Annotated in this window: 19 protein-coding genes; 13 read left to right on the top strand and 6 right to left on the bottom strand. The window is 65.0% G+C overall.

Annotated features, from left to right (window positions below; genetic code table 11):
* The first annotated feature begins 185 nt into the window (after positions 1-185).
* From QX034_RS17445 to mdlC, 6 genes are all read left to right on the top strand, one after another.
* Positions 186-731: a thiamine pyrophosphate-binding protein gene (locus QX034_RS17445; RefSeq protein WP_315701342.1), complete on the top strand. Its 546-nt coding sequence runs from the start codon at positions 186-188 to the stop codon at positions 729-731.
* Positions 731-1,312: a thiamine pyrophosphate-dependent enzyme gene (locus QX034_RS17440; RefSeq protein ID WP_315701343.1), complete on the top strand. Its 582-nt coding sequence runs from the start codon at positions 731-733 to the stop codon at positions 1,310-1,312. Before QX034_RS17445 ends, QX034_RS17440 begins: the two co-directional genes overlap by 1 nt.
* A 136-nt stretch (positions 1,313-1,448) precedes the next feature.
* Complete coding sequence (locus QX034_RS17435) at positions 1,449-2,615, top strand: acyl-CoA dehydrogenase family protein (protein WP_315701344.1); 1,167 nt, start codon at positions 1,449-1,451, stop codon at positions 2,613-2,615.
* An 8-nt stretch (positions 2,616-2,623) separates the two neighbouring features.
* On the top strand, positions 2,624-3,739 hold the full coding sequence (locus tag QX034_RS17430) for a CaiB/BaiF CoA-transferase family protein (RefSeq protein ID WP_315701345.1): 1,116 nt from the start codon (positions 2,624-2,626) through the stop codon (positions 3,737-3,739).
* Entirely contained in the window at positions 3,739-4,587 is an 849-nt protein-coding gene (locus QX034_RS17425) for a MaoC family dehydratase N-terminal domain-containing protein (protein ID WP_315701346.1), read from the top strand. The genes QX034_RS17430 and QX034_RS17425 overlap by 1 nt, the downstream gene beginning before the upstream one ends.
* Positions 4,588-4,717: 130 nt before the next feature.
* Positions 4,718-6,340: a benzoylformate decarboxylase gene (mdlC, locus tag QX034_RS17420; RefSeq protein ID WP_409977731.1), complete on the top strand. Its 1,623-nt coding sequence runs from the start codon at positions 4,718-4,720 to the stop codon at positions 6,338-6,340.
* Positions 6,341-6,445: 105 nt separating this feature from the next.
* Here the strand turns inward: mdlC and QX034_RS17415 are convergent, their stop codons facing one another.
* Complete coding sequence (locus QX034_RS17415; RefSeq protein ID WP_409997797.1) at positions 6,446-7,192, bottom strand: SDR family NAD(P)-dependent oxidoreductase; 747 nt, start codon at positions 7,190-7,192, stop codon at positions 6,446-6,448.
* Positions 7,193-7,318: 126 nt separating this feature from the next.
* On the opposite strand from QX034_RS17415, the gene QX034_RS17410 reads away from it, so the two are divergent.
* Positions 7,319-7,789: a MarR family winged helix-turn-helix transcriptional regulator gene (locus QX034_RS17410; protein ID WP_315701349.1), complete on the top strand. Its 471-nt coding sequence runs from the start codon at positions 7,319-7,321 to the stop codon at positions 7,787-7,789.
* A 764-nt stretch (positions 7,790-8,553) separates the two neighbouring features.
* Entirely contained in the window at positions 8,554-9,654 is a 1,101-nt protein-coding gene (locus QX034_RS17405; RefSeq protein ID WP_315701243.1) for an IS4 family transposase, read from the top strand.
* Between the two features lie 419 nt (positions 9,655-10,073).
* Here the strand turns inward: QX034_RS17405 and QX034_RS17400 are convergent, their stop codons facing one another.
* Both QX034_RS17400 and trhA read right to left on the bottom strand, forming a co-directional pair.
* The gene (locus QX034_RS17400; protein ID WP_315701350.1) at positions 10,074-10,868 is read right to left on the bottom strand and encodes an SDR family oxidoreductase; all 795 of its coding nucleotides are present in this window, start codon (positions 10,866-10,868) and stop codon (positions 10,074-10,076) included.
* Positions 10,869-10,889: 21 nt separating this feature from the next.
* Complete coding sequence (gene trhA / locus QX034_RS17395; protein ID WP_315701351.1) at positions 10,890-11,585, bottom strand: PAQR family membrane homeostasis protein TrhA; 696 nt, start codon at positions 11,583-11,585, stop codon at positions 10,890-10,892.
* A 186-nt stretch (positions 11,586-11,771) separates the two neighbouring features.
* Between trhA and QX034_RS17390 the strand changes: the two genes are divergently transcribed.
* Entirely contained in the window at positions 11,772-13,238 is a 1,467-nt protein-coding gene (locus tag QX034_RS17390) for a YcjX family protein (protein ID WP_315701352.1), read from the top strand.
* Positions 13,235-14,263, top strand: coding sequence for a TIGR01620 family protein (locus tag QX034_RS17385; protein ID WP_315730272.1), 1,029 nt, complete (start codon positions 13,235-13,237; stop codon positions 14,261-14,263). Before QX034_RS17390 ends, QX034_RS17385 begins: the two co-directional genes overlap by 4 nt.
* Before the next feature lie 3 nt (positions 14,264-14,266).
* On the opposite strand, the gene QX034_RS17380 is transcribed toward QX034_RS17385, so the two are convergent.
* Complete coding sequence (locus QX034_RS17380) at positions 14,267-15,805, bottom strand: glycosyltransferase family 39 protein (RefSeq protein WP_316196087.1); 1,539 nt, start codon at positions 15,803-15,805, stop codon at positions 14,267-14,269.
* A gap of 224 nt (positions 15,806-16,029) precedes the next feature.
* Here QX034_RS17380 and QX034_RS17375 point away from each other — a divergent pair, with 224 nt between their 5' ends.
* The 3 genes from QX034_RS17375 (at position 16,030) to QX034_RS17365 (ending at position 19,667) form a co-directional block, all read left to right on the top strand.
* Positions 16,030-17,778 carry an adenylate/guanylate cyclase domain-containing protein gene (locus QX034_RS17375; RefSeq protein WP_315767164.1) on the top strand — a complete coding sequence of 583 codons (1,749 nt, stop codon included), beginning with the start codon at positions 16,030-16,032 and terminating at the stop codon, positions 17,776-17,778.
* A 249-nt stretch (positions 17,779-18,027) separates the two neighbouring features.
* Positions 18,028-18,228: a cold-shock protein gene (locus QX034_RS17370; protein ID WP_006609369.1), complete on the top strand. Its 201-nt coding sequence runs from the start codon at positions 18,028-18,030 to the stop codon at positions 18,226-18,228.
* A gap of 230 nt (positions 18,229-18,458) precedes the next feature.
* On the top strand, positions 18,459-19,667 hold the full coding sequence (locus tag QX034_RS17365) for a CoA transferase (protein ID WP_315701355.1): 1,209 nt from the start codon (positions 18,459-18,461) through the stop codon (positions 19,665-19,667).
* A 2-nt stretch (positions 19,668-19,669) separates the two neighbouring features.
* On the opposite strand, the gene QX034_RS17360 is transcribed toward QX034_RS17365, so the two are convergent.
* Together QX034_RS17360 and QX034_RS17355 are read right to left on the bottom strand one after the other, a co-directional pair.
* Complete coding sequence (locus QX034_RS17360; protein WP_315701356.1) at positions 19,670-19,837, bottom strand: hypothetical protein; 168 nt, start codon at positions 19,835-19,837, stop codon at positions 19,670-19,672.
* A 75-nt stretch (positions 19,838-19,912) separates the two neighbouring features.
* The gene (locus QX034_RS17355) at positions 19,913-21,436 is read right to left on the bottom strand and encodes a hypothetical protein (protein WP_315730344.1); all 1,524 of its coding nucleotides are present in this window, start codon (positions 21,434-21,436) and stop codon (positions 19,913-19,915) included.
* Positions 21,437-21,540 lie beyond the last annotated feature (104 nt).

Raw genomic sequence — 21,540 nt, 5'->3', positions numbered from 1 at the left:
AGCGGCAAAATTCGATCCTCATGGTGAGGAGCCGCGTCGCTGCGTCTCGAACCGTGAGGCCCGCTTCCCTCTGCCCCCATACAATTCCGGTATAGCGGGTTGAACCGGATGAGGTGGGAAGCCGGCCGGCTTTTCGCTAAAGCTGGGACGCGCCCTTTCCGGCGTGACACCGATTGCAGGATGCCATGGCCGACCCCGCTCTGAATGACAATCGCCCCGACTGGCCGCTCGCCATCTACAACGCGCTGAAGGCGGCCGACGTCGCGCAGGTGTGCTACGTGCCCGACGCCGGCCATTCCCGCCTGATCCAGCTCGCCCATGGCGACGACGCGATCCAGACCACGGTGCTGACGACGGAAGAGGAAGGCGTGGCGCTGTCGGCCGGCGCCTGGCTTGGCGGCCAGCGCGCGGTACTGCTGATGCAGTCGAGCGGCGTCGGCAATTGCGTCAACATGCTATCGCTGCTCGCGAGCTGCCGCTTCCCGTTCCTGACCTTCGTGACCATGCGTGGCGAATGGGCCGAGTTCAATCCGTGGCAGGTCCCGATGGGCAAGGCGACGCCAGCGGCCTTCGAGATCATGGGCGTGACCGTGTTCCGGCTGGAGCGGCCTGAGGACGCCGGCGAGGTCGCCTCCGCCGCCGCAGCGCTCGCCTTCGACAGCGATCAGCCGATCGCGGTGCTGATTTCGCAGCGCATGATCGGCGCCAAGAAGTGGACGGAGACGAAGTGATGATGAACGCTCTCGATCGCCGTTCGGCGGTGAAGGCGCTGCTCAAGGATCGCGGCGATCTGCTCGTCGTCACCGGCCTCGGCTCGTCCTCCTACGACGTGTTCGATGCCGGCGATCATCCGGCCAACTTCTATCTCTGGGGCGCGATGGGCGGGGCGGCGATGGTCGGCCTCGGCCTTGCGCTGGCGCAACCTGCGCGCCCGGTCGCCGTGATCACCGGGGATGGCGAGCAATTGATGGGGCTGGGCAGCCTCGCAACCATCGCTGCCAAGAAGCCCAGGAATCTCTCCATCGTCGTGCTCGACAACGCCCATTTCGGCGAAACCGGCATGCAGCAGAGCCATTCCGGGCTTGGTGCGAAGCTCGAGCTGATCGCCTCCGGGGCTGGCTTTCCGTCCGTGACCGAGATCAGGGATCTCGATGCGCTCGACGCGTTCCGTCCCATGCTGCGGGATATGAGCGGCCCGCATTTCGCCCGGATCGCAATCAGCACCGCACATGTCGAGCGGGCGCTGCCGCCGCGCGACGGCGTGTTCCTGAAGAACCGCTTTCGCGCGCATCTCGGCTTTCAAACCATGTGAGCCAATCGTTCGCCTGCTGGCCTCGTGGCCGGCCATGCAGAAATCGAAGCTTGCCAAGGCTGGACGGCTTCGCCATAGGCTATGAACAACGAGATAGGGAGGCCGCGGACGACACGGACGCACCGCGGAGCGACGAATGACTGAACAGCATCAGGCGGACGATCACGCCGATATCCGCGAGGCGGTGGCGAAACTCTGCGCCCAGTTTCCCGGCGAATATTGGCGCAAGCTCGATCGCGAGATGGCCTATCCCTCCGCCTTCGTCGATGCGCTGACCCAGGCCGGCTATCTCTCCGTGCTGATCCCCGAGGAATATGGCGGCGCCGGGCTGAAGCTGTCCGCGGCCGCCGCGATCCTGGAAGAGATTCAGCGTGCCGGCTGCAATGGCGGCGGCTGTCATGCGCAGATGTACACGATGGGCACCTTGCTGCGCCACGGCAGCGCCGAGCAGAAGGCCAAGTGGCTGCCCAAGGTCGCGAGCGGCGAATTGCGGCTGCAAGCCTTCGGCGTCACCGAGCCAACCTCCGGCACCGACACATCCTCGCTCAAGACATTCGCCAGGCGCGACGGCGACAGCTACATCGTCAACGGCCAGAAGATCTGGACCAGCCGCGCCGAATATTCCGACCTGATGATCCTGCTCGCGCGCACGACGCCGAAGGAGCAGGTGCAGAAGCGCACCGACGGGCTCTCCGTCTTCATCGTCGACATGCGTGAGGCGAAGCAGGCGGGACTCACGATCCGCCCGATCCGCACGATGATGAATCACGCCACCACCGAAGTGTTCTTCACGGACATGCGGGTGCCGGCGGAAAACCTGATCGGCGAGGAAGGCAAGGGCTTCCGCTACATCCTCTCCGGCATGAATGCCGAGCGCATCCTGATCGCGGCCGAATGCGTTGGCGATGCCAAATGGTTCATCGCCAAGGCGACCAACTACGCCAAGGAGCGCGTCGTGTTCGGCCGGCCGATCGGCCAGAATCAAGGCATCCAGTTTCCGATCGCGAAAGCCTATGCGTCGATGCGCGCGGCCGAGCTGATGGTGACGGAAGCGACGCGCAAATACGAAGCCGGGCTCGATTGCGGCGCCGAGGCCAACATGGCCAAGATGCTGGCCGCGGACGCCTCGTTCGAAGCGGCCAACGCCTGCATCCAGACCCATGGCGGTTTCGGCTTCGCCGAAGAGTATGACGTCGAGCGCAAGTTCCGCGAGACCCGGCTCTATCAGGTCGCGCCGATCTCGACCAATCTCATCCTGTCCTATGTCGCCGAGCACGTCCTCGGCATGCCGCGGTCTTATTGAGGTCAGCGATGCTGCCGCTTGAAGGGATCACCGTCATCGCCGTCGAACAGGCGGTGGCTGCGCCGTTCTGCTCGTCGCGGCTGGCGGACGCCGGCGCCCACGTCATCAAGATCGAACGCCCCGAGGGCGATTTCGCCCGCGGCTACGATGCCGCTGCCAAGGGCCAGAGCAGCTATTTCGTCTGGCTCAACCGCGGCAAGGATTCGGTGGTCGTCGACCTCGCGACGCAAGAGGGGCGTGCCGAGCTGGAGAAGCTGATCGCCGGCGCCGACGTGCTGCTGCAAAATCTCAAGCCCGGCTCGATGGACAGGCTCGGCTTTGCGCGCGAGCGGTTGCGCAAGGACTATCCGAAGCTGATCTGTTGCACCATCTCAGGCTATGGCGACAGCGGCCCCTACGCCGATCGCAAGGCCTATGACCTCCTGATCCAGGCCGAGAGCGGGCTGGCCTCGATCACCGGCGGCCCCGACGGTCCCTCGCGCGTCGGCCTGTCGATCGTCGACATCGCGACCGGCGCGACCGCGCATGCCGCGATCCTGGAAGCGCTGATCGGCCGCGGCCGCACCGGCCAGGGCGCCGACATTCGGATCTCGATGTTCGACGTCATGGCCGACTGGCTCACGGTGCCGCTGCTCAATTCCGAGGCCGGCAATCCGCCCAAGCGCATCGGGCTGGCGCATCCCTCGATCGCGCCTTACGGCGTCTTCACCTCCAAGGACGGCAAGGACATCCTGATCTCGATCCAGAGCGAGCGCGAGTGGAAGACGCTGTGCGCCAAGGTGTTGGACCAGCCGGCATTGCCGGACGATCCGCGGTTCTGCAACATGGTCGAGCGCGTGCGCAACCGCGCCCTCACCGACCGGATCGTCGCCGACCGCTTCGGCGCGATGACGCGCGACGAACTGCTCGACAGGCTGACAACCGCCGACATCGCCTTCGCGGAGGTCAACAGCATGGCCGATCTGTCGATCCATCCGCATCTGCGCCGGATCGAAGTCGCGACGCCCAAGGGCGTCGTCACCTATCCCGCGCCGGCCGCGATCATCGTCGGCGAGGAGCGTCATTATGGTGCGGTGCCTTCCATCGGCGAAAGCGCAGCGCTCGCACAAAAGCGGAGTTCGTGATGGCCGAACAGCTCGATCTCGATCATCTCAAGCAATGGATCGGCCGCACCACCGAGGCGTCCGACATCGTCACCGCGCAACTGACCAAGGGCCTGCGCGCCACGCTGTTCCAGGAGATCGGCGATCCCGTCACCGGCGAGATCGCGCCCTACACGGTGCATTGGTGCCTGGCGCAGCCGGTGTTTCCGCACGATCAGCTCGGACCTGACGGCCATCCGACGCGCGGCGGTTTCCTGCCGCCGGTACCACTGCCACGCCGGATGTGGGCCGGCGGCGAGCTCAACTTCATCGATCCGTTGCGCGTCGGCGATCTCGCCACGCGCGTCTCGCGTATCTCCGACATTGCGGTCAAGGCCGGCTCGACCGGACAGCTCTGCTTCGTCTCGGTGGAACACACCATCACGACGCCGCGGGGAGTGGCGATCCGCGAGCGCCACGACATCGTCTATCGCGACATGGGCGGCACGCCGGCCGCGCCCGCCAAAGCGCCGCCGCCTCCACCGGTCGCGCAGCACCGCGAGAGCCACGTCTCCGATCCCGTACTGCTGTTCCGTTATTCCGCGCTGACCTTCAACGGCCACCGTATCCATTATGACCGCGACTACGTCACCAAGGTCGAAGGCTATCCGGGGCTGATCTTCCACGGTCCCTTGCAGGCCGCCCTGCTGGTCGAGTTCGCCGCCAAGCTGAAGGGCAAGGTGCCGGGCAAGTTCAGCTATCGCGGCGTGCAGCCGCTGTTCGAGGGCAGCGAGTTCTCGGTCAACGCCAATCCCACCGACGCCGGCCTGGAATTGTGGACCGCGAATGCGGAGCGGCAGCCGACGATGAAGGGCACCGCGACGTGGTGAGATTTCTCGCTGTCATTGCGAGCGAAGCGACGCAATCCAGAACTGCCGCAAAGGACGAGGTCTGGATTGCTTCGCCGCTTCGCTCCTCGCAATGACGGAAAACAACAAGCACCGCACCCGAGGAAATGCCTTGTCCGGCAAGTCGTCCAAAACAAAACCCCTCACCGTCAAGCACGCCACGCTGGACCTGCTCCGCGCCTTCGGCATCGACAAGGTGTTCGGCAATCCCGGCTCGACCGAGCTGCCGTTCCTGAGCGACTGGCCCGACGACATCGATTACGTGCTGGCGCTGCAGGAGGCGAGCGCGGTCGCCATGGCCGACGGCTATGCGCAGGCCAAGCGCAATGCCGGTTTCGTCAACCTGCATTCGGCGGCGGGCGTCGGCAATGCACTCGGCAACATCTACAATGCCTATCGCAACCAGACGCCGCTGGTAATCACCGCCGGCCAGCAGGCGCGGTCGATCATGCCGCTGCATCCATTCCTCTATGCCGAGCGTGCCAGCGAATTCCCGCGGCCTTATGTGAAATACAGCGTCGAGCCGGCACGCGCCGAGGACGTTCCCGGAGCAATCGCCCGCGCCTACTATGTCGCGATGCAGCCGCCCTGCGGACCGACCTTCGTCTCGGTGCCGATCGACGACTGGGCGCATCCGGCGGCCGGGATCATCGGCGCGCGCAAGGTCAGCCGTGAGCTCGGCCCCGATCGGCAGGCGATGCAGGAGCTCGCGGCGGCACTCGCCGCCGCCAAGAATCCCGCCATCGTCGTCGGCCCCGGCGTCGATCGCGCCGGCGCCGTCGAATTGATGGTGAAAGTGGCGGAGAAGGCCAAGGCGGCCGTGTGGGCCAGCCCGTTTTCGGCGCGCTGCTCGTTCCCGGAACGGCATCCGCAATTTTCCGGCTTCCTACATGCCTCGCCGGCACAGCTGTCGGATGCGCTGAATGCGCACGACCTCGTGGTCGTCATCGGCGCCCCGGTCTTCACCTTCCATGTCGAGGGTCATGCAGCGATCTTCGACGGCACGACGGCCATCTATCAGCTCACCGACGATCCCGATGCCGCATCCATCACGCCGGTCGGCACCAGCATCATCGCAACGATGACCTCGGCGCTCACGACGCTCTTGGAGTTGCTGCCGGAGATCGAGCGCACCGTGCCGCAGGCCCGCCCGGCGCCGGAAGCACCGAAGCCGGCCGACCCGATCCCGGTCGATTACCTGCTGCATACGCTGTCCAGCGCCATGCCGGAGGATGCCGCGCTGGTCGAGGAAGCACCGTCACATCGGCCGGCGATGCAGAAATTCATGCCGATGCGGGGCCAGGACTCTTTCTACACGATGGCGAGCGGCGGGCTCGGCTACAGCCTGCCGGCGTCGGTCGGGATGGCGTTGGGCCGGCCGCAGCGCCGCACGGTCTGCCTGATCGGCGATGGCTCGGCGATGTATTCGATCCAGGCGTTGTGGACCGCGGCGCAGCGCAAGCTGCCGCTCACAATCGTCGTCATCAACAATTCAGGCTATGGCGCCATGCGCTCGTTCAGCCAGGTCATGCAGGTGCGCAACGTCCCCGGGCTCGATCTGCCGGGCCTCGATTTCGTCAAGCTCGCCGAAGGCATGGGCTGCGATGCGGTGCGCGTCACCAAGGCGTCCGAGCTTGCTTCCGCCCTGTCCCGCAGCCTCGCGCATGGCGGCGCCAGCCTGGTCGAGGTGATGGTCGATTCCGCCGTGCCGCTCCTGTACGCGCAGAAGCATTGAAAGATTGCGTAGGGTGGGCAAAGGCGCAAAGCGCCGTGCCCACCGCCGCTCGACATGTCCTGCAAAATCTCATCGGTCGCAGCCACGGGTTCGATCCAGCCCGAACTACGAGGCCAAAAATCCGCCATCGGCGGCCAGCACGTGACCGACCACATAGGCTGACGCGTCGGAGGCCAGCCACACCACCGCCTCGGCGATATCCTCGGGCTCGCCCATCCGCCGCAATGGCAGGCCCGCCGCGACGGTTGCGACGTCACCGACGCCGGCCCGCAGCATCATGTCGGTCACGACGCGACCCGGCGCGATCGCGTTGATCCTGACGCCATGCGGCGCCGCTTCCATGGCGGCCGATCGTGTCAGCGAGATCACCGCCGCCTTCGACGCGGAATACAGGGCGAAGCCGGGATTCGGATTGCGCACTCCGCTCACGGAGGCGTTGATCACGATCCGCCCTTGCCCGCGCGCGACCATGGCCGCCATTTGCGCGCGCAGGCAAAAGAACATCGAACGCACATTGGCGTCGAACACGGCATCGTAGACCGCAACGTCCTGCTGCTGGAGCGGCGCGCGCCGCTCCTGATAACCCGCATTATTGAAGGCGATGTCGAGCCGGCCATGACGGTCGAGCGCGGTCTGTACCAGACGCTCAACCTCATCCTGGCGCGTCACGTCGGTGCGCACCGCGATGGCATCGACGCCGAAACTCCGGCATTGTGCCGCCGTTGCCTCCAGTTCGGCCTCACGGCGGCCAGCGATCAACACCGCATCCGCGCCTTCGGCCGCCATCTTCAGGGCGGTAGCGCGCCCGATCCCGGTGCCGCCGCCGGTCACGAGGCAGACCAGCCTTTGCATCCGGTTGCCCGCCGACCGTCCAGGCTCGTGCAGGATGTCGCTCATGCGCAGTCCTCCGGAAGCAGGTCGGGCGCGCCGTTGCGCCTGACAACAGTTGTATGATACAACTATATGCGGGGAGTCAAGATGAGCAATTCAGATCTCGGCCTGATCGACGATATCCGCGCCGCATCGCGCCTGATGGTGCGCGAGCTCGGCTTCATGGAGGCAACCGTCGCCGCGACCGACTATCCGCCATCGGCGGTTCACACCATCATCGAGATCGGCATCCGTGGCCCGCTGACCGCGATGCAGCTCGGCGAGATCCTGCATCTGGAAAAATCCAGCGTCAGCCGCATGGTCCGCAAGCTGATCGAGAGCGGCGAATTGAATGAGACGGCCGACCCGGACGACGCCCGCATCAAGCCGCTGTCCCTGACTGCAAAGGGCCGGCGCACGCTGGCCGCACTGCATGCGTTCGGCCGGCATCAGGTCACAAGCGCGCTGGCGCCATTGTCGGAGCGAGAACGGCGCGTGGTGCGGGAGGGCATGCTGCTCTATGCCCGCGCGCTGAGGGCATGGCGGACGGTCGAAGAGGGGATGGAGGCGTCAAGTTAGATGGTGGAATCCCACTGCTTGGATCAACGAGGGCGCCGTTGAGTCGTTCGCAACATCGGTGGCCTGCAGGTGAACGGCGCGGCATCGCAACGGTCATTGAGCCCGCGATCTTTGCGCGTCATTGCGAGCGAAGCGAAGCAATCCAGAGCCCCGCAAGGATACTGGATTGCTTCGTCGCTTCGCTCCTCGCAATGACGGATGGAGAAATGGCGACCTGACAGAGGCAGCCCATTGCCCGACGGGCAATCGGCGCATGCGATCCATGCGGCAATTGCCCGTCGTGCCATCATGCCGCATGCGCGTGGGCTTGCCGTGTCGGGCAAATCAGGACGATCTTTCCGCACGTCCCGCCTCGTCGAAGAGGGGCGTGCGCGTCGTCACGATACGTGGAGTGCGGGATGCGGTGGCCATTGTCCTGTCAGGCGCTTTGCGCAAGACGACTGGCAGGGTGATGGACGGCGAAATCGTATGGTCCTGGCGCCGCGACGCTGGCGCTAAGTTGGCACGATGCAACTCGACATCGCTTAGCGATGCGAGGGCATCGCGCCGACGACGGTGGCAAGAAAGCCCGTTCACCGGGGAGAGTACGTATAAGCCGTTCCCCCACCGCGCAGGGAAGGCCGGTTGTCCGGCTCGTACCTGTGGTGACTGCCGCCTGCATTTTTTTCTGCAGGCGGGCCATGGGTGTGAGCCAACACCCGGCCTTCCCCATAGGCGTTAAGTTTATGCTTGAGTGTTGGAATCCGCCGTGATTCGAACAGGGGATGGCAGACGAATCGCTCCTGAACGAGGACTGGACGAGAGTGGTTGCGCAGCTGGGCGGGGCTGCGCAGCTCGAGAAAACTGCGCGCCAGACGAAGGCCTTCGCGCGTCGGCGGCAGATTCCAGATGCGGTGACGTTACTTCGGCTGATGCTGGCCTATTGTTTGGGTGAAAGAGGGCTGAGATCGACAGCCGCATGGGCGGCTTCTGTTGGCCTTGCCGACCTCACCAGCGTGGCGTTGTTCTATCGGCTGCGTCAATGTGGTGATTGGTTTGCGGTGCTGGTGGAGGGCTTGCTCGCTGCGGCAGCTCCGAAGGCGAGCCAAGGCCGCCTGATCCGCATCATCGATGCGACGACAGTGCCTCAGGCGGGACCGGCTGCGCGCAAGAACAGTGAGCTTTGGCGCGTTCATAGCGCATTTGATCTGCCCTATGAGCGCTTTGGTCACTTCGAGCTGACAGATCAGCAAGAGGGCGAAACGTTTGACCGGATACCAGTGGTCAAGAACGAGATCCGCATTGCTGACCGCGCTTATCTGCAACCTGACCGCATTGCGGCCGTCCGCGAAGCCGGGGCCGACGTTTTGATCCGAGCGGGCTGGAAGAACGCACGTTGGCTTGACGCCAAAGGCCTTCCGTTCGATCTGATGGCCCAATTGCGTGCCGCGAAGGCGCGCGGACTGGTCGATCGGGAGATTTGGATCAAGCGCAAGGGCGGCGCGCCTCTGGCTATGCGTCTGGTCGCAATCAAGAAGCCCACCGGTGCGGCTGCTGCTTCTCGGCGTAAAGCCCGGCAAGACGCAAAAGATGAAAACCGCATCATCTCCAAAGAAACTTTGGAGGCTGCGGATTGGGTCATTCTGATCACGTCGCTCGCGCGGGACGAGTTCTCCACCAAAGATGTGCTTGCGCTCTATCGATTGCGATGGCGGATCGAGCTTGGGTTCAAGCGACTGAAGAGTCTGATTGGCCTCAAGACGCCGCCAGGAACCGATCCGCGCTCTGCCAAGCCCTACCTGCTGGCCCACCTCCTGATCATCCTGTTGCTCGAGCCGCTTGCCAGCGACTTCGAGGACTCTCCCCACTGGACGCAGGCCGCTTAACGACGCCTGGCGCTTGGCGGGTCCTGCAGCAGCTCGTTGCATCCTTGCTGCAAGCAATCATTCCACAACCAACCATCCGTTGCTTGCGCCGCAGAAAACGCGCGTTGGGGCGCCACCTTCGCGAGCCTCCTCGAAAACGCAAGTATCAATCGATGCTCGCGCTACCTTAACGCCTATGCGGCCTTCCCTGCGCCCTCTCGTTTTTGAGGGCGGACCTGAAGCAAAACTCGGGCGCGATGCGTCGCGAGGAGGAAACGCCTCGTCTGCTTCTCTGTCGTCCCGGCGAAAGCCGGGACCCATACCCACAGAGTGAAATTGTCGAATGATATGTCCGCCACACGGACCAAAGAGAGATCGCGCGGCATGGGTCCTCGCGTTCGCGAGGACGACGGCGAGGCGGCACTGATATGCCGCCGCGACTACTTCCCAAACTCCTCGCGCATCTTCGCCTGGATCTTGGCCATGCCGGCGAGCCAGCGGTCGTAGTTCTCGGTCTTCTTGCGCATGTAGCCCAGGACTTGCGGATGCGGCAGGATCAGGAAGCTCTCCTCATCGAGGCCTTTCAGCGCATCCTGCGCGACCTGCTCAGGTGCGAGGTCGCCGTCGCCGGATTGCGGGCCCTTGGGGATCGAGCGCAGCATGTCGGTCTCGACACCCTGCGGACACAGGATCGAGACCTTGATGTTATCGGCCTTGTGCGAGATCGCGAGGTTCTCGGCAAAGCCGACGGCCGCGTGCTTGGTGGTCGAATAAGGCGCGCTGCCGACCTGCGACAGCAGGCCCGCCGCCGAGATGGTGTTGAGGAAATAGCCGCCGCCGCGTGCCTTGTAGCGCGGGATCATGTGGCGCGCCGCATAGACGTGGGCCATGACATGGATCGCCCAGCTCCGCATCCACGGCTCGTCCGAGGCGCCGCCGACATTGACCGACAGCGGATCGAAGCCGCCGCCGATCCCGGCATTGGAGCAGAACAAAGCGATCGGGCCGAACTGGCGTTCGGTCTCCTCGATGACGTGGAGGATGTCCTTTTCCTGCGACACGTCGCAGCGGAAGGCCGCGCCGCCGATCGTCTCCGCCACGGCGCGGGCGCCCGCGACATCGAGATCGGCCACCACTACCTTGGCGGCGCCGGCACGGGCGAACGCCTCGCACAGCGCCTTGCCGATCCCCTTGGCGCCGCCGGTGACCACCACATTCTTGCCGGTCACCTGCATGCGTCGCCTCCAAGCAATTCGTTATGTCAGAACCAGGTCGAGCACCGCCGTGTAATGACAGCCGGCACCCAGCAGCACGAAACAATGCCAGATCGCATTCTGGAAACGCAAGCGCCGCCAGGAATGAAAGATGACCCCGAAGCTGTAGAGGATGCCGCCGGCGAGCACGCAACCGAGCACCGTCTTCGGCATGATGGTGACGACATGGTCGTACATCATGATGCCGCTCCAGCCGAGCGCCAGATAAAGCCCGACGGCCACGGTGTCGAACCGGCCGGGCCAGCGCAGCTTCAGGACGATGCCGAAGATGGCGACGCCCCAGACGCCGACCAGCAGCGCGATCGCCAGCGCGCCGTTCTGCATCGCGGCGATGAACGGCGTGTAGGTCGCGGCAATCAGCACATAGATCGCGGAATGGTCGAAGCGCCGCAGCACCCATTTGGTCGGCGACACCGGCCAGAGATTGTAGGTGGCCGACAGCACCAGCATCGACAGCAGACCCGCGACATAGACCGACACCACGACGATATCGAGCGCGCGCGCATAGATCGACGTCAGCACGACCAGAACCGTCGCAGCGACCAGGCCGCTGCTGACGCCGACCGCGTGCACGATGCCGTCGGCGATCAATTCAACCTTGTCGTAATTCCACCGGATCGCGCCGGTGGCGGCGTGCACGGAGGTGGAGGCGAACTGCTTCAGTTTGAACACGCTCATGCGGAACCCGTCGCAAGTCTTAACGCGGCAACTATGAGTGCCAGATGGTCAACGATCCGTTCAAGCCCCGTCTTACCCGGTCTTGCCCGGAAACGCGCCGGAAATATGAGCTTGATTCTGCTGTTTCAATCGCCACTTTTCACAAGTCGTTCACACGCATTTTAACCGCGGATTCACGCTTCGCGCATGCCCCCTTTTTTCTCCGAAATCGTCGAGGAAGCGCGGCTGTCAGCGCGCGCCCTGCGCGATTATGGCGAGAGCCTGTTCAACCCCACGGTCCGGCTCGGCGTCACTGGGTTGTCACGGGCCGGCAAGACGGTCTTCATCACCGCGCTGATCCACGGGCTGATCCGGGGCGGCCGCTTTCCGGTTTTCGAGGCCTTGGCGTCGGGCCGCATTGCCCGCGCCCACCTTTCGCCTCAGCCCGACGACGCGGTGCCGCGCTTTGCCTATGAAAACCATCTGCGCGCGCTGATCGAGGAGCGGCGCTGGCCGAGCTCGACCGTCGATATCAGCGAGCTCCGGCTTGTGATCGATTACCAGCGTCCGAACGGCGCCGAGCGAACGCTGACGCTAGACATCGTCGATTATCCCGGCGAGTGGCTGCTCGATCTGCCGCTGCTCGACAAGAGCTACGAACAATGGGCGCGCGAGAGCGTCACTTTGTCGCGCGAGGCGCCGCGGGCGCATCTGGCCAAGGAGTGGCAGGCGCATCTGGCGACACTGTCACCTGAGGCACCTGCGGACGAGCAGGCGACATTGGAGGCGGCGCGCCTGTTCACCGATTATCTGCGGGCCTGCCGCGACGAACGCTTTGCGATGAGCCTGTTGCCGCCCGGCCGCTTCCTGATGCCGGGCAATCTCGCGGGCTCGCCGGCCCTCACCTTCGCACCACTCGACTTGCCTGCAGAAGGCAGCGCGAAGGACGGTTCGCTGTGGGCGATGATGGTCCGCCGCTACGAGGCCTACAAAGACATCGTCGTCAGGCCGTTCTTCCGTGAACATTTCGCCCGGCTCGACCGTCAGATCGTGCTGGTCGACGCGCTCGCCGCGTTCAACGCCGGCCCCGAGGCGCTGCACGATCTGGAAGCCGCGCTGTCGGGCATTCTCGCCTGCTATCGCGTCGGCCGCGGCACATTGCTGTCGCCCCTGTTCCGGCCGCGCATCGACCGCATCCTGTTCGCGGCGACCAAAGCCGACCATCTGCATCACACCAGCCACGACCGGCTGGAAGCGGTGCTGCGGCGGGCGGTGGACCAGGCGGTCGCAAGGGCCGAGAGCACGGGAGCGGCGATCGATGTGGTTGCGCTGGCCGCCGTCAGGGCCACCCGCGAGGCAATGGTCGCGCGCGGCCGCGACAAGCTGCCGTCGCTGTTGGGAACGCCGGCGGCGGGCGAAAGCGCCAATGGCGAGATCTTCGACGGCGGCACCGAGGTCGCGACCTTTCCGGGCGACCTGCCGGCCGACGCCGCGGAGCTGTTCAGCGGCGGCGAGGCCTATCGTGGCCTTTCGAGCGCTTCGGCGGAAACCACCGATTTCCGTTTCCTGCGCTTTCGGCCGCCCCTGCTCGATACCGATGGCGGCGCCCCCATGCTTCCCCATATCAGGCTCGACCGTGCGCTTCAGTTCCTGATCGGAGACCGACTGCTATGAGCGAACGATCCAAGCAGCGCCGTCCCGCCACCTTCCGGCTCGACGATCCCGGCGTCGTCGTGGTCGACAGCGATGAGGCCGGACGCCCGGCCCGCGGCACCGTCCAGATCACGCCTGAGGCCGAGCCGGTTCAACTGCCGGTGCCGATCGGGGCCCCCGTCCTGGAGCGGCGCGGCTTTCGCTGGGGCGCGCTGTTCTGGACCTCGGTCGCTGGCTTGGTCCTGTTGGGCGTGGGTCTCAGCGTCACCCATCTGATCGAGGATCTGTTCGCCCGCAGTGAAGGGCTCGGCTATTTCGGCGCTGCGCTTGCTGCTGCAGCCGCCGTTGCACTCGCCGCGGTGATCGCGCGCGAGATCCATGGCTTGGCGCGGCTTGCGACGATCGAGAAGCTGCACCGCCGTGCTGCCGAGGTGCTGCTGTCCGACGATCGCGCCGAGAGCCGCGCCGTCGTTGTCGATCTCCTGAAGATCGCACACCAGAATCCGCGGCTTGCCCGGGCCCGCGCCGCGCTGACCAGCCACACCGACGAGATCATCGACGGCGCCGACATGATCAAGCTGGCCGAACGCGAACTGATGACCCCGCTCGACGCCGAGGCGCGCCGGATGGTCTCGGTTGCCGCGCAGCGGGTCTCCGTGGTGACGGCCGTCTCGCCGCGCGCCCTGGTCGACGTGCTGTTCGTGTTCGTCGCCTCGCTGCGGCTGATCCGGCAGTTGGCGCGGCTTTATGGCGGCCGGCCCGGTGCGCTCGGCATGATCAGCCTGCTGCGCCATGTCATCGCCCACCTCGCCATCACCGGCGGCATGGCCGCAAGCGACAGCCTGATCCAGCAGGTGCTCGGCCATGGCATCGCAGCCAAGCTGTCGCAGCGGCTCGGCGAAGGCGTACTCAACGGACTGTTGACTGCAAGGTTAGGCCTGGCGGCGATCGACGTCACCCGACCCCTGCCCTTCACGGCGCTGCCGCGCCCGGTGCTCGCCGATCTCGCCAAGGACCTCCTGCGCAAGCGCGAGGAGGACGAGTGAGGCTCAGCCGCGTGCCACGCGGTCGAATTCGCCCGCAAGCCAGCGCCATTGGTAGAAGGGCGAATCCGGTGGCGGCGACAGTTCAGGTGTCCAGCCGGTCAGCTTTTCCAGCGCATAGGTGTCCATGACGACCCCGCGCCAGATCCGCTGCACCCGCTCCAACGGCTCACGCGTCGCGGTGGTCTGGGCCCAGATTGCGACGGTATGGTCCGGCTCGCGCCCGACATAGAGGCCGGTATGTCCCGCAATCTGCGTCATGCCGGGATCGCGAAAACCCAGGAAGCGCGCGCGCTCGTTGATCTGGATCACCGGCACGCGGCCGTTGAAGAACCAGCGCAGCATCGCATAGGTGCGGTAATCCGTGGTCGCGATCCAGGTCGCACCGGTCTTCGCGAGCTCCGCCTCGGCGCGCGCGACCACCTGCTCGTAGCCGGCCTCGCCGCCGATCGGATCGGCCCTGCCGATGAGATTCCACGGCGCGACGGTGTAGTAGAGGAAAACCACCACGACCGTGGCGACGCCGACAATGACCGCCGTCCGCGCCCAACTGACGGTCGAGCGGACCATCCAGAGCGGCCAGCCCTCGCGCGGCAGCATCGCGATGTTGATCGCCACGGCGGCAAAGCCGATCGGCCACATGAACATCGGCCAGGTATCGCCGATCCGCAGGGTCAGCGACTTCCAGAGGAAATACAGGAACGGCACCAACACCGCGGTCGACAGCAGGATCGCCACCGGCTCGCGCGCCCGATAGCCGCGCCACGCGGTCAGGATCAGCGCCGACAGCGTCACCGGCAACAGCACGGAGCCAACCAATCCGAACTGCAGACCGAGATAGTCGCCGACAGTGCGCAGCGACATCTCATGCGGCGCAGTGGCGCGCACCAGCTGGAATTTGACCGAGGCCCAATCGTGCTGCAGGTTCCAGATCAAGACCGGCGAGAACACGGCAATCGCGATCAGCACAGCAAGCCACGGATAGGGACTGACAATCCAGCGGCGGCGCCAATCCGGCACCAGCAGGAAGGCCGCGACGGCCGGCAGCAGCAGCACGACGGTGAACTTCGACAGCAGCGCGAGACCGCCGAACAGGCCCGCAGCAAGCCACCAGCGGCCGTCGCCGCTTTGCACCAGCCGGACCAGCGCCCAGACCATCGCGAGCGCAAACGGGATCGCGGCGATGTCGGGCGCGACCTTGGCCATCAGCAACCCGTAATAGAGCGCGGCCTCCGGCAGCAGCACGGCAAGCACGACCGCGCGTACATTGTGCGTGACGCGACGGACGATATCGGCGAGCAGCAGCTGGCTCGCCACCATCGCCAGGATACCGCCGAAGCGGACGCCGAAATTGGTATCGCCGAAGATCGACGTTCCCAGCCTGATGAACCACGCGATGACAGGCGGATGATCGAGGAAACAGAGCTGCGGCAGCTCCTTCGACCAGGTCCAGTAATAGGCCTCGTCGGTGCGCAGATCGAGCACGCTGGCATAGACGACGCGGACCACGGTCACGGCCGCAATCACCGCGGCTGCGATCAGCATCGGCCGATGCACGAATCGGCCGGACGTCAGTGTCGCGCTTTTGGGAGAGATCGTCGTCACGGCGCGCTTTTCCCCGACTCCTCCCGGCAAGTCAACGCCGGCCCGGACCTCGCGGTCGCGACATCGACAGAGAACTCGAGCTTCCTTCTGCGTCGCGAGAGCGCCCTCACCCGCCGCCCTATTCGCGGCCGGAATAAACATCTAGGATTGCGGTTCACTCAGCCATGGACCGCATGAAACCCCCGTCTCATCCCACGCGCGGACAAATTCGTGGCATCGGCGTGCGGCAGGTGCGGCTCGCCTGCGGGCTCGTGCTGTTCAGCTATCTGCTCAGCCATTTCCTCAATCATGCGCTCGGCAACGTCTCGCTGCCGGCGCTCGCGTCCGGCGTGTACTATCACACCATGTTCTGGCAATTCCTGCCGGTCGCAGTCACGTTCTATACCGCCGCGCTGGTCCATGCCGGGCTCGGCATCTGGGCCCTCTATCAGCGCCGAGAGTTCAGCTGGAAGACGATGGAACCGCTCCAGCTGGTGCTCGGCCTGAGCATCCCGGCGCTGATCTTCTCGCATATCGCCGGCGTCCGAATAGCGGAAGCGCTCTATGGGCATGAGAAGCTCTACCCGCAGGTGCTCTACGCCTATTGGGCTGGCGCCTCGTCGCGCATCTGGCTGATGACCGTCACGCTCGTGGTCTCCTGGATCCATGGTTGCATCGGACTCCACATGTGGCTGCGCATGAAGCCGTTCTACAAGCGCGCCGCCCCTTGGCTGCTGGCATGCGCCGTGCTGATTCCGACCCTGGCCCTGCTCGGCTTCTATCGCGGCGGCCGCGACGTCATGTCGGCGGCCTCCGAGCCGCATTGGGTTGCAGAGAATCTGTCCGCACGCCACATGGGCACTCCGGGCGAACAGGCGGCCATCGATCAGATCATTAATGGCTTCATCGTCGCCTATCTGGGCCTGCTCGGCGCCGTGCTGCTGGCGCGCGGTGCCCGTGCCTTGCATGAACGACGCGGCGGCATCATCACGCTGTCCTATAACAACGGCCGCACTTTGCGAGTGCCGAAAGGGCTCAGCGTTCTCGAGGCGAGCCTGCGTTATAATGTGCCGCATGCCAGTGTCTGCGGCGGCCGCGCGCGCTGCTCGACCTGCCGCATTCGTGTGATCGGCGACTGCGGCGACCTGCCGGCGGCTTCGCCGCGCGAGGCTTTCGTGCTTGCGCAAGTCGGCGCGACGGATCCCTCGATCCGGCTTGCCTGTCAGCTCCGCCCGGTCAGCGACGTCTCCTTCTTTCAGCTGTTCATCCCCATTCCGACTTCGGGAGCGGCGGCTACGCAGGCCGCAGGCATCGGACAGGAGCGCTATCTGGTCAGCCTGTTCGTGGATATGCGCGGTTCGACCAGGCTTGCCGAGAAGCGGCTGCCGTTCGACACGGTGTTCATCGTCAACCGGTTTCTTGGCGCGGTGTCGCAAGCGGTGATTGCGTGCGGCGGCCAGCCCAATCAGTTCATCGGCGACGGCATGCTGGCCTTGTTCGGTCTCGCTGTCGATCCGAAGACCGCCTGCCGGCAGGCAGTCCAGGCGGCGGGGAGAATTGCCGTCAATGTCGACGAACTCAACACCTCGCTCGGCCACGATCTGCGCGAACCGATCCGCTTCGGTATCGGCATCCATGGTGGCGAAGTGATCGTCGGCGAGATCGGCTATCGCGACCACATGGTGTTCACGGCGCTCGGCGATGCCGTCAACGTCGCGGCAAGGCTGCAGGACATGACTAAAAATCTTGGCTGCGAGGCGATCATCTCGGAGAGCGTGTGCACGACGGCAGGACTTGCCGGGGATGAACTGCCTGCGCAGGACCTCGACATTCGCGGCCGCACCGAGCCGATGCACGTGCGGATCGCCACCGATGCAAAAATCCTGGCCGCCTTGGCGCAACGAGAGAAGGTCGTAGAGGCCGGACTTGGCTGACCGTTGAACCTCCAAGCATGCAGGACCGTCCTACCTACACCCGATGCGGCGGGAGCGCGCAGCGTTGGCGGGAGTTTGGGCGAGGCGGTGAAAAGCCGCAAAGCCGCCACGATGTCGGTCATTTCAGGCCAAAACCGCCCGCTGTTTGCGCTACCACGCCTGCCGCAACCGGCGTATCCTGATCGTCCGGACATGGCGGTTCGCGGGGACCGCCTTGCCCGACTTGTTTGTATCCCGCGGAGGCAACGTATGGCTAAAGGTACGGTCAAGTGGTTCAACCCGACCAAGGGCTATGGTTTCATCCAGCCCGCGGCAGGCGGCAAGGACATTTTCGTTCACATTTCTGCAGTGCAGAAGGCTGGTCTCACCACGCTCAACGAGGGGCAGACGATCGAGTATGAGGAGATCGCCAACCGCGGCAGAAGCTCGGCCGAGAACCTGAAAGTGTAGCGGACGACGCGCAGGACTTTCGTCCGGCGCGCGCGAACTTCTAAGCGATGATAGCCGGCGCAGCACCTGACAGGAGCGAGACACCACGCTCCTCGTCATACGAGGTCTGCCCGCCACAGATCGCATTGCCTTGCTCCCCCAAGATGAGTCAAATGCTCGCCTAACCTCCGACGCGCGCAGGAAAAATTCCAGCGCGCGGAAACAATAAGCGAGCACGGGAGCGACGCCTCATGAACGACAAGGGCATTTTCCATGGCCTGAAGGTCCTGGACTGCGCGAGCTTCATCGCCGCGCCCGCGGCCGCGACCGTGCTGTCGGATTTCGGCGCCGACGTGATCAAGATCGAGCCGCCCGGCGCCGGCGATCCCTATCGCAACCTGCCGAACCTGCCCGGCTATCCCCGCAGCGAGCACAACTACGCCTGGTGCCTCGAAGCGCGCAACAAGCGCAGCCTCGCGCTCGACCTGACCAAGCCCGAAGCACAGACCGTGCTGCAGCGCCTGGTGGCGGAGGCCGATGTCTTCATCACCAACTTCCCGCCGGCGGTCCGCAACAAGCTCGGCCTGACCTACGAGATGCTTGCGCCGCTCAATGCACGGCTGATCTATGCCTCGTTCACCGGCTATGGCGAGAAAGGCGAGGAAGCCGACAAGCCGGGCTTCGACAGTAACGCCTATTGGGCCCGCTCCGGATTGATGGATCTGGTGCGCGCCGACGAGACCACCACGCCGGCGCGCTCGGTGGCCGGGATGGGAGACCACCCCTGCGCGATGGCCTTCTATGGCGCGATCGTGACCGCGCTCTATCAGCGCGAGCGTACCGGAAAGGGCTGCCACGTCGCCTCCAACCTGATGGCGAACGGGGTCTGGGCCGCCTCGGTGCTGGCACAGGCCAAACTCTGCGGCGCCAAATTCATCGAACGGCGGCCCCGCGAACGCGCGCTGAATGCCGTCGCCAATCACTACAAATGCCAGGACGGCCGCTGGCTCATGCTGTCGCTGCTCAACGAGGAGAAGCAGTTCCCGGTGCTGGCCCGCTGTCTCGGTCGCGAAGACCTGATCAACGACCCTCGCTTTGTCAGCAAGGCCGACCGGCATGCGCACTCGGTCGAGCTGATCGCCGAGTTCGATCGGGTCTTCGCCACCAGACCGCTGGCCGAATGGCGCAAGACCCTCGACGGCAACGGCCTCGTGTTCGGTGTCGTCGGCATCCTCGACGACATCCCGACCGATCAGCAAATGCTCGAGAACGAGGTCCTGGTGCAGTTCGAGAACGACACCATGCTGACCATCAACAGCCCGATCTGGATCGAGGGCGCCCGCAAGGTCCGGCCGCGCAAACCTCCGGGCATTGGCGAGCACAGCGACCAGATCCTACGCGATGCCGGCTTCGACGAGATGGCCATCCAAACCCTGCGCGAACGCGGCGCGGTGGGCTGAGCCTATCGGTGCAGCCCGGCCCAGCCGATGAAGAACAGGATCACGCCTGCGACGATGGCAAAAAAGATAGTCCAGCCGCTGACGCGGATGTTGCCCGCGACCTGCTGCCGCTCCTCGTTCTCGGCGATCGCCCGATTGCGCTGCTTGTTGATCTCCGCCTGTGTGGCCATCAGCCGCTCCTTTCGCTTTCGCCTGCAGGAGCCTAACGCCCGAACATGTCGGGCGTTCACGCATCGTCCTTCACCCTATCGGGTAGAGATGAAGCACATCCCCATCCGTGTATTGCCTGTGGCCTGGCAGGACAGGCCCGAAGCGCAGGTCCAGGCCGAAAAGCTCTTGTCGTTCTCGGCCTGATCCGGCCGGTTCACATAGCAATGCCCGCCCCAGCCGTCATCATAGACGGTGCCGGCAAGCTCATGGCTGGCCCGTTCCTGCGGCCGGCTGGCAAAGCCCCGGGTGAAGTCCGGCTCGCGCCCCTCCGCGAACGCGGTCAGGATGTCGCGCCGACGCACCTGATCGCCGAAGAAATGCGGCGAGCCCGGGACTGTCGTTGCGTTCGACGGCTTGGCCGCCATCCAGTCGACACCCGGGAAATGGAAGCCGCCGATTCCCCGGGTCTGGTGGCAACCACCACAACCGATGTCGTTGAGACGGCGCTCGAAGCCGGCAACCGAGCGGATGTTCTGCAACTGGACTCCGTTGGCGGCGGCCTTCTCCAGCGCACCAACGACATCAGCTTCGCTGAATACCGGGGCGTGCGTGGTGTCTTCGCCCTGCATCAGGCCGAAGGCCGGCTGCAGCGCCGAATTGACGAAGCCCACCGGCGTCGGCGCCACCGCGACCTTGGCCAGGAACTGATCGGGGATCAGCACCGTGCCGTGATCGAACTCGGCAAGATGGGTCGGCTCCAGAAGCCACGCCTTGAACGCCGCGGCCAGTGCCGGATCGGCGAGGAGCCGATCGCGATCGATCTGGTCTTCCATGACCGCCTCCTCGAACGAGCCGGTCTCGGCGTGATAGTCGAACACCTTCATCATGTAATCGGTGCGGAAATCGCGTATCGCCGATTTCGGCGCATGCGCGATCTGCAGATTGGTCTCGATGCGCAGGATGTTCTCAGGCCTGATCAGGGCAAGCGAACCATCTGCCCCGGTCAGCTTTGCCGCGAGCTCGCTGCCCGTGAGTTCGATGTCCGCCGTATCGAGCCAGCGCTTGGCGATCTCGGCGCAGGAAGGCGTACCGCTTCGCACGACATCGTCGCCGCGCGCCTTGAAAACCAGATTGAGCGTCATCGGCAGCCGCGGTGAGACGGCGTCCTCGGCGGTCTCGGGCTGATTGGTCCGGACCAGCCGGTAAAGCAGCCGAACCTCGCCGCAATGGGCCGGATCGACGAAGGCGCGATCCATTCGATTGACGACGCCCGACAACACGAATCGCGTGTCCTTCGAATCCAGCACCGCGCGATCGAACAGCTCAAATGCAAAGGACGGACCGACGCCGATGCTCTCGTCCGGCAACGTCGCCTTGTGCTGCGCGACATAGCGATCGATTTCGGCATCGAGCGACTTGCGCAATGGCTGCATCGCAGGCAGCGCGAACAGGTCGGCGGCCGTCAGCGGCGCCTCGCTGATCCGCTCCCCCACGATCATGCGGTTGAGGCCGAACGTGGTGCGATCGAGCTCGCGCAGCGCATAAGGTTCGGTGACGGCGGCGCCGCGCTCCAAAGGTGCGGTGTCGCCGGCATGCGCAAATGGCGCAAGAACCAGCATCGCAAGACCCAGAACCGACAATCGCAAGACACGCCTCCCTCACCGAAATGAACAGCGCGGAGCACGATCTATTCCCAACGCTTGCCGCGCAGGCCTGTCGTAGC

This window comes from Bradyrhizobium sp. SZCCHNR3119, from assembly GCF_032487775.1.
Classification (GTDB): domain Bacteria; phylum Pseudomonadota; class Alphaproteobacteria; order Rhizobiales; family Xanthobacteraceae; genus Bradyrhizobium.
This window is presented reverse-complemented; position numbering and strand designations above follow the sequence as displayed.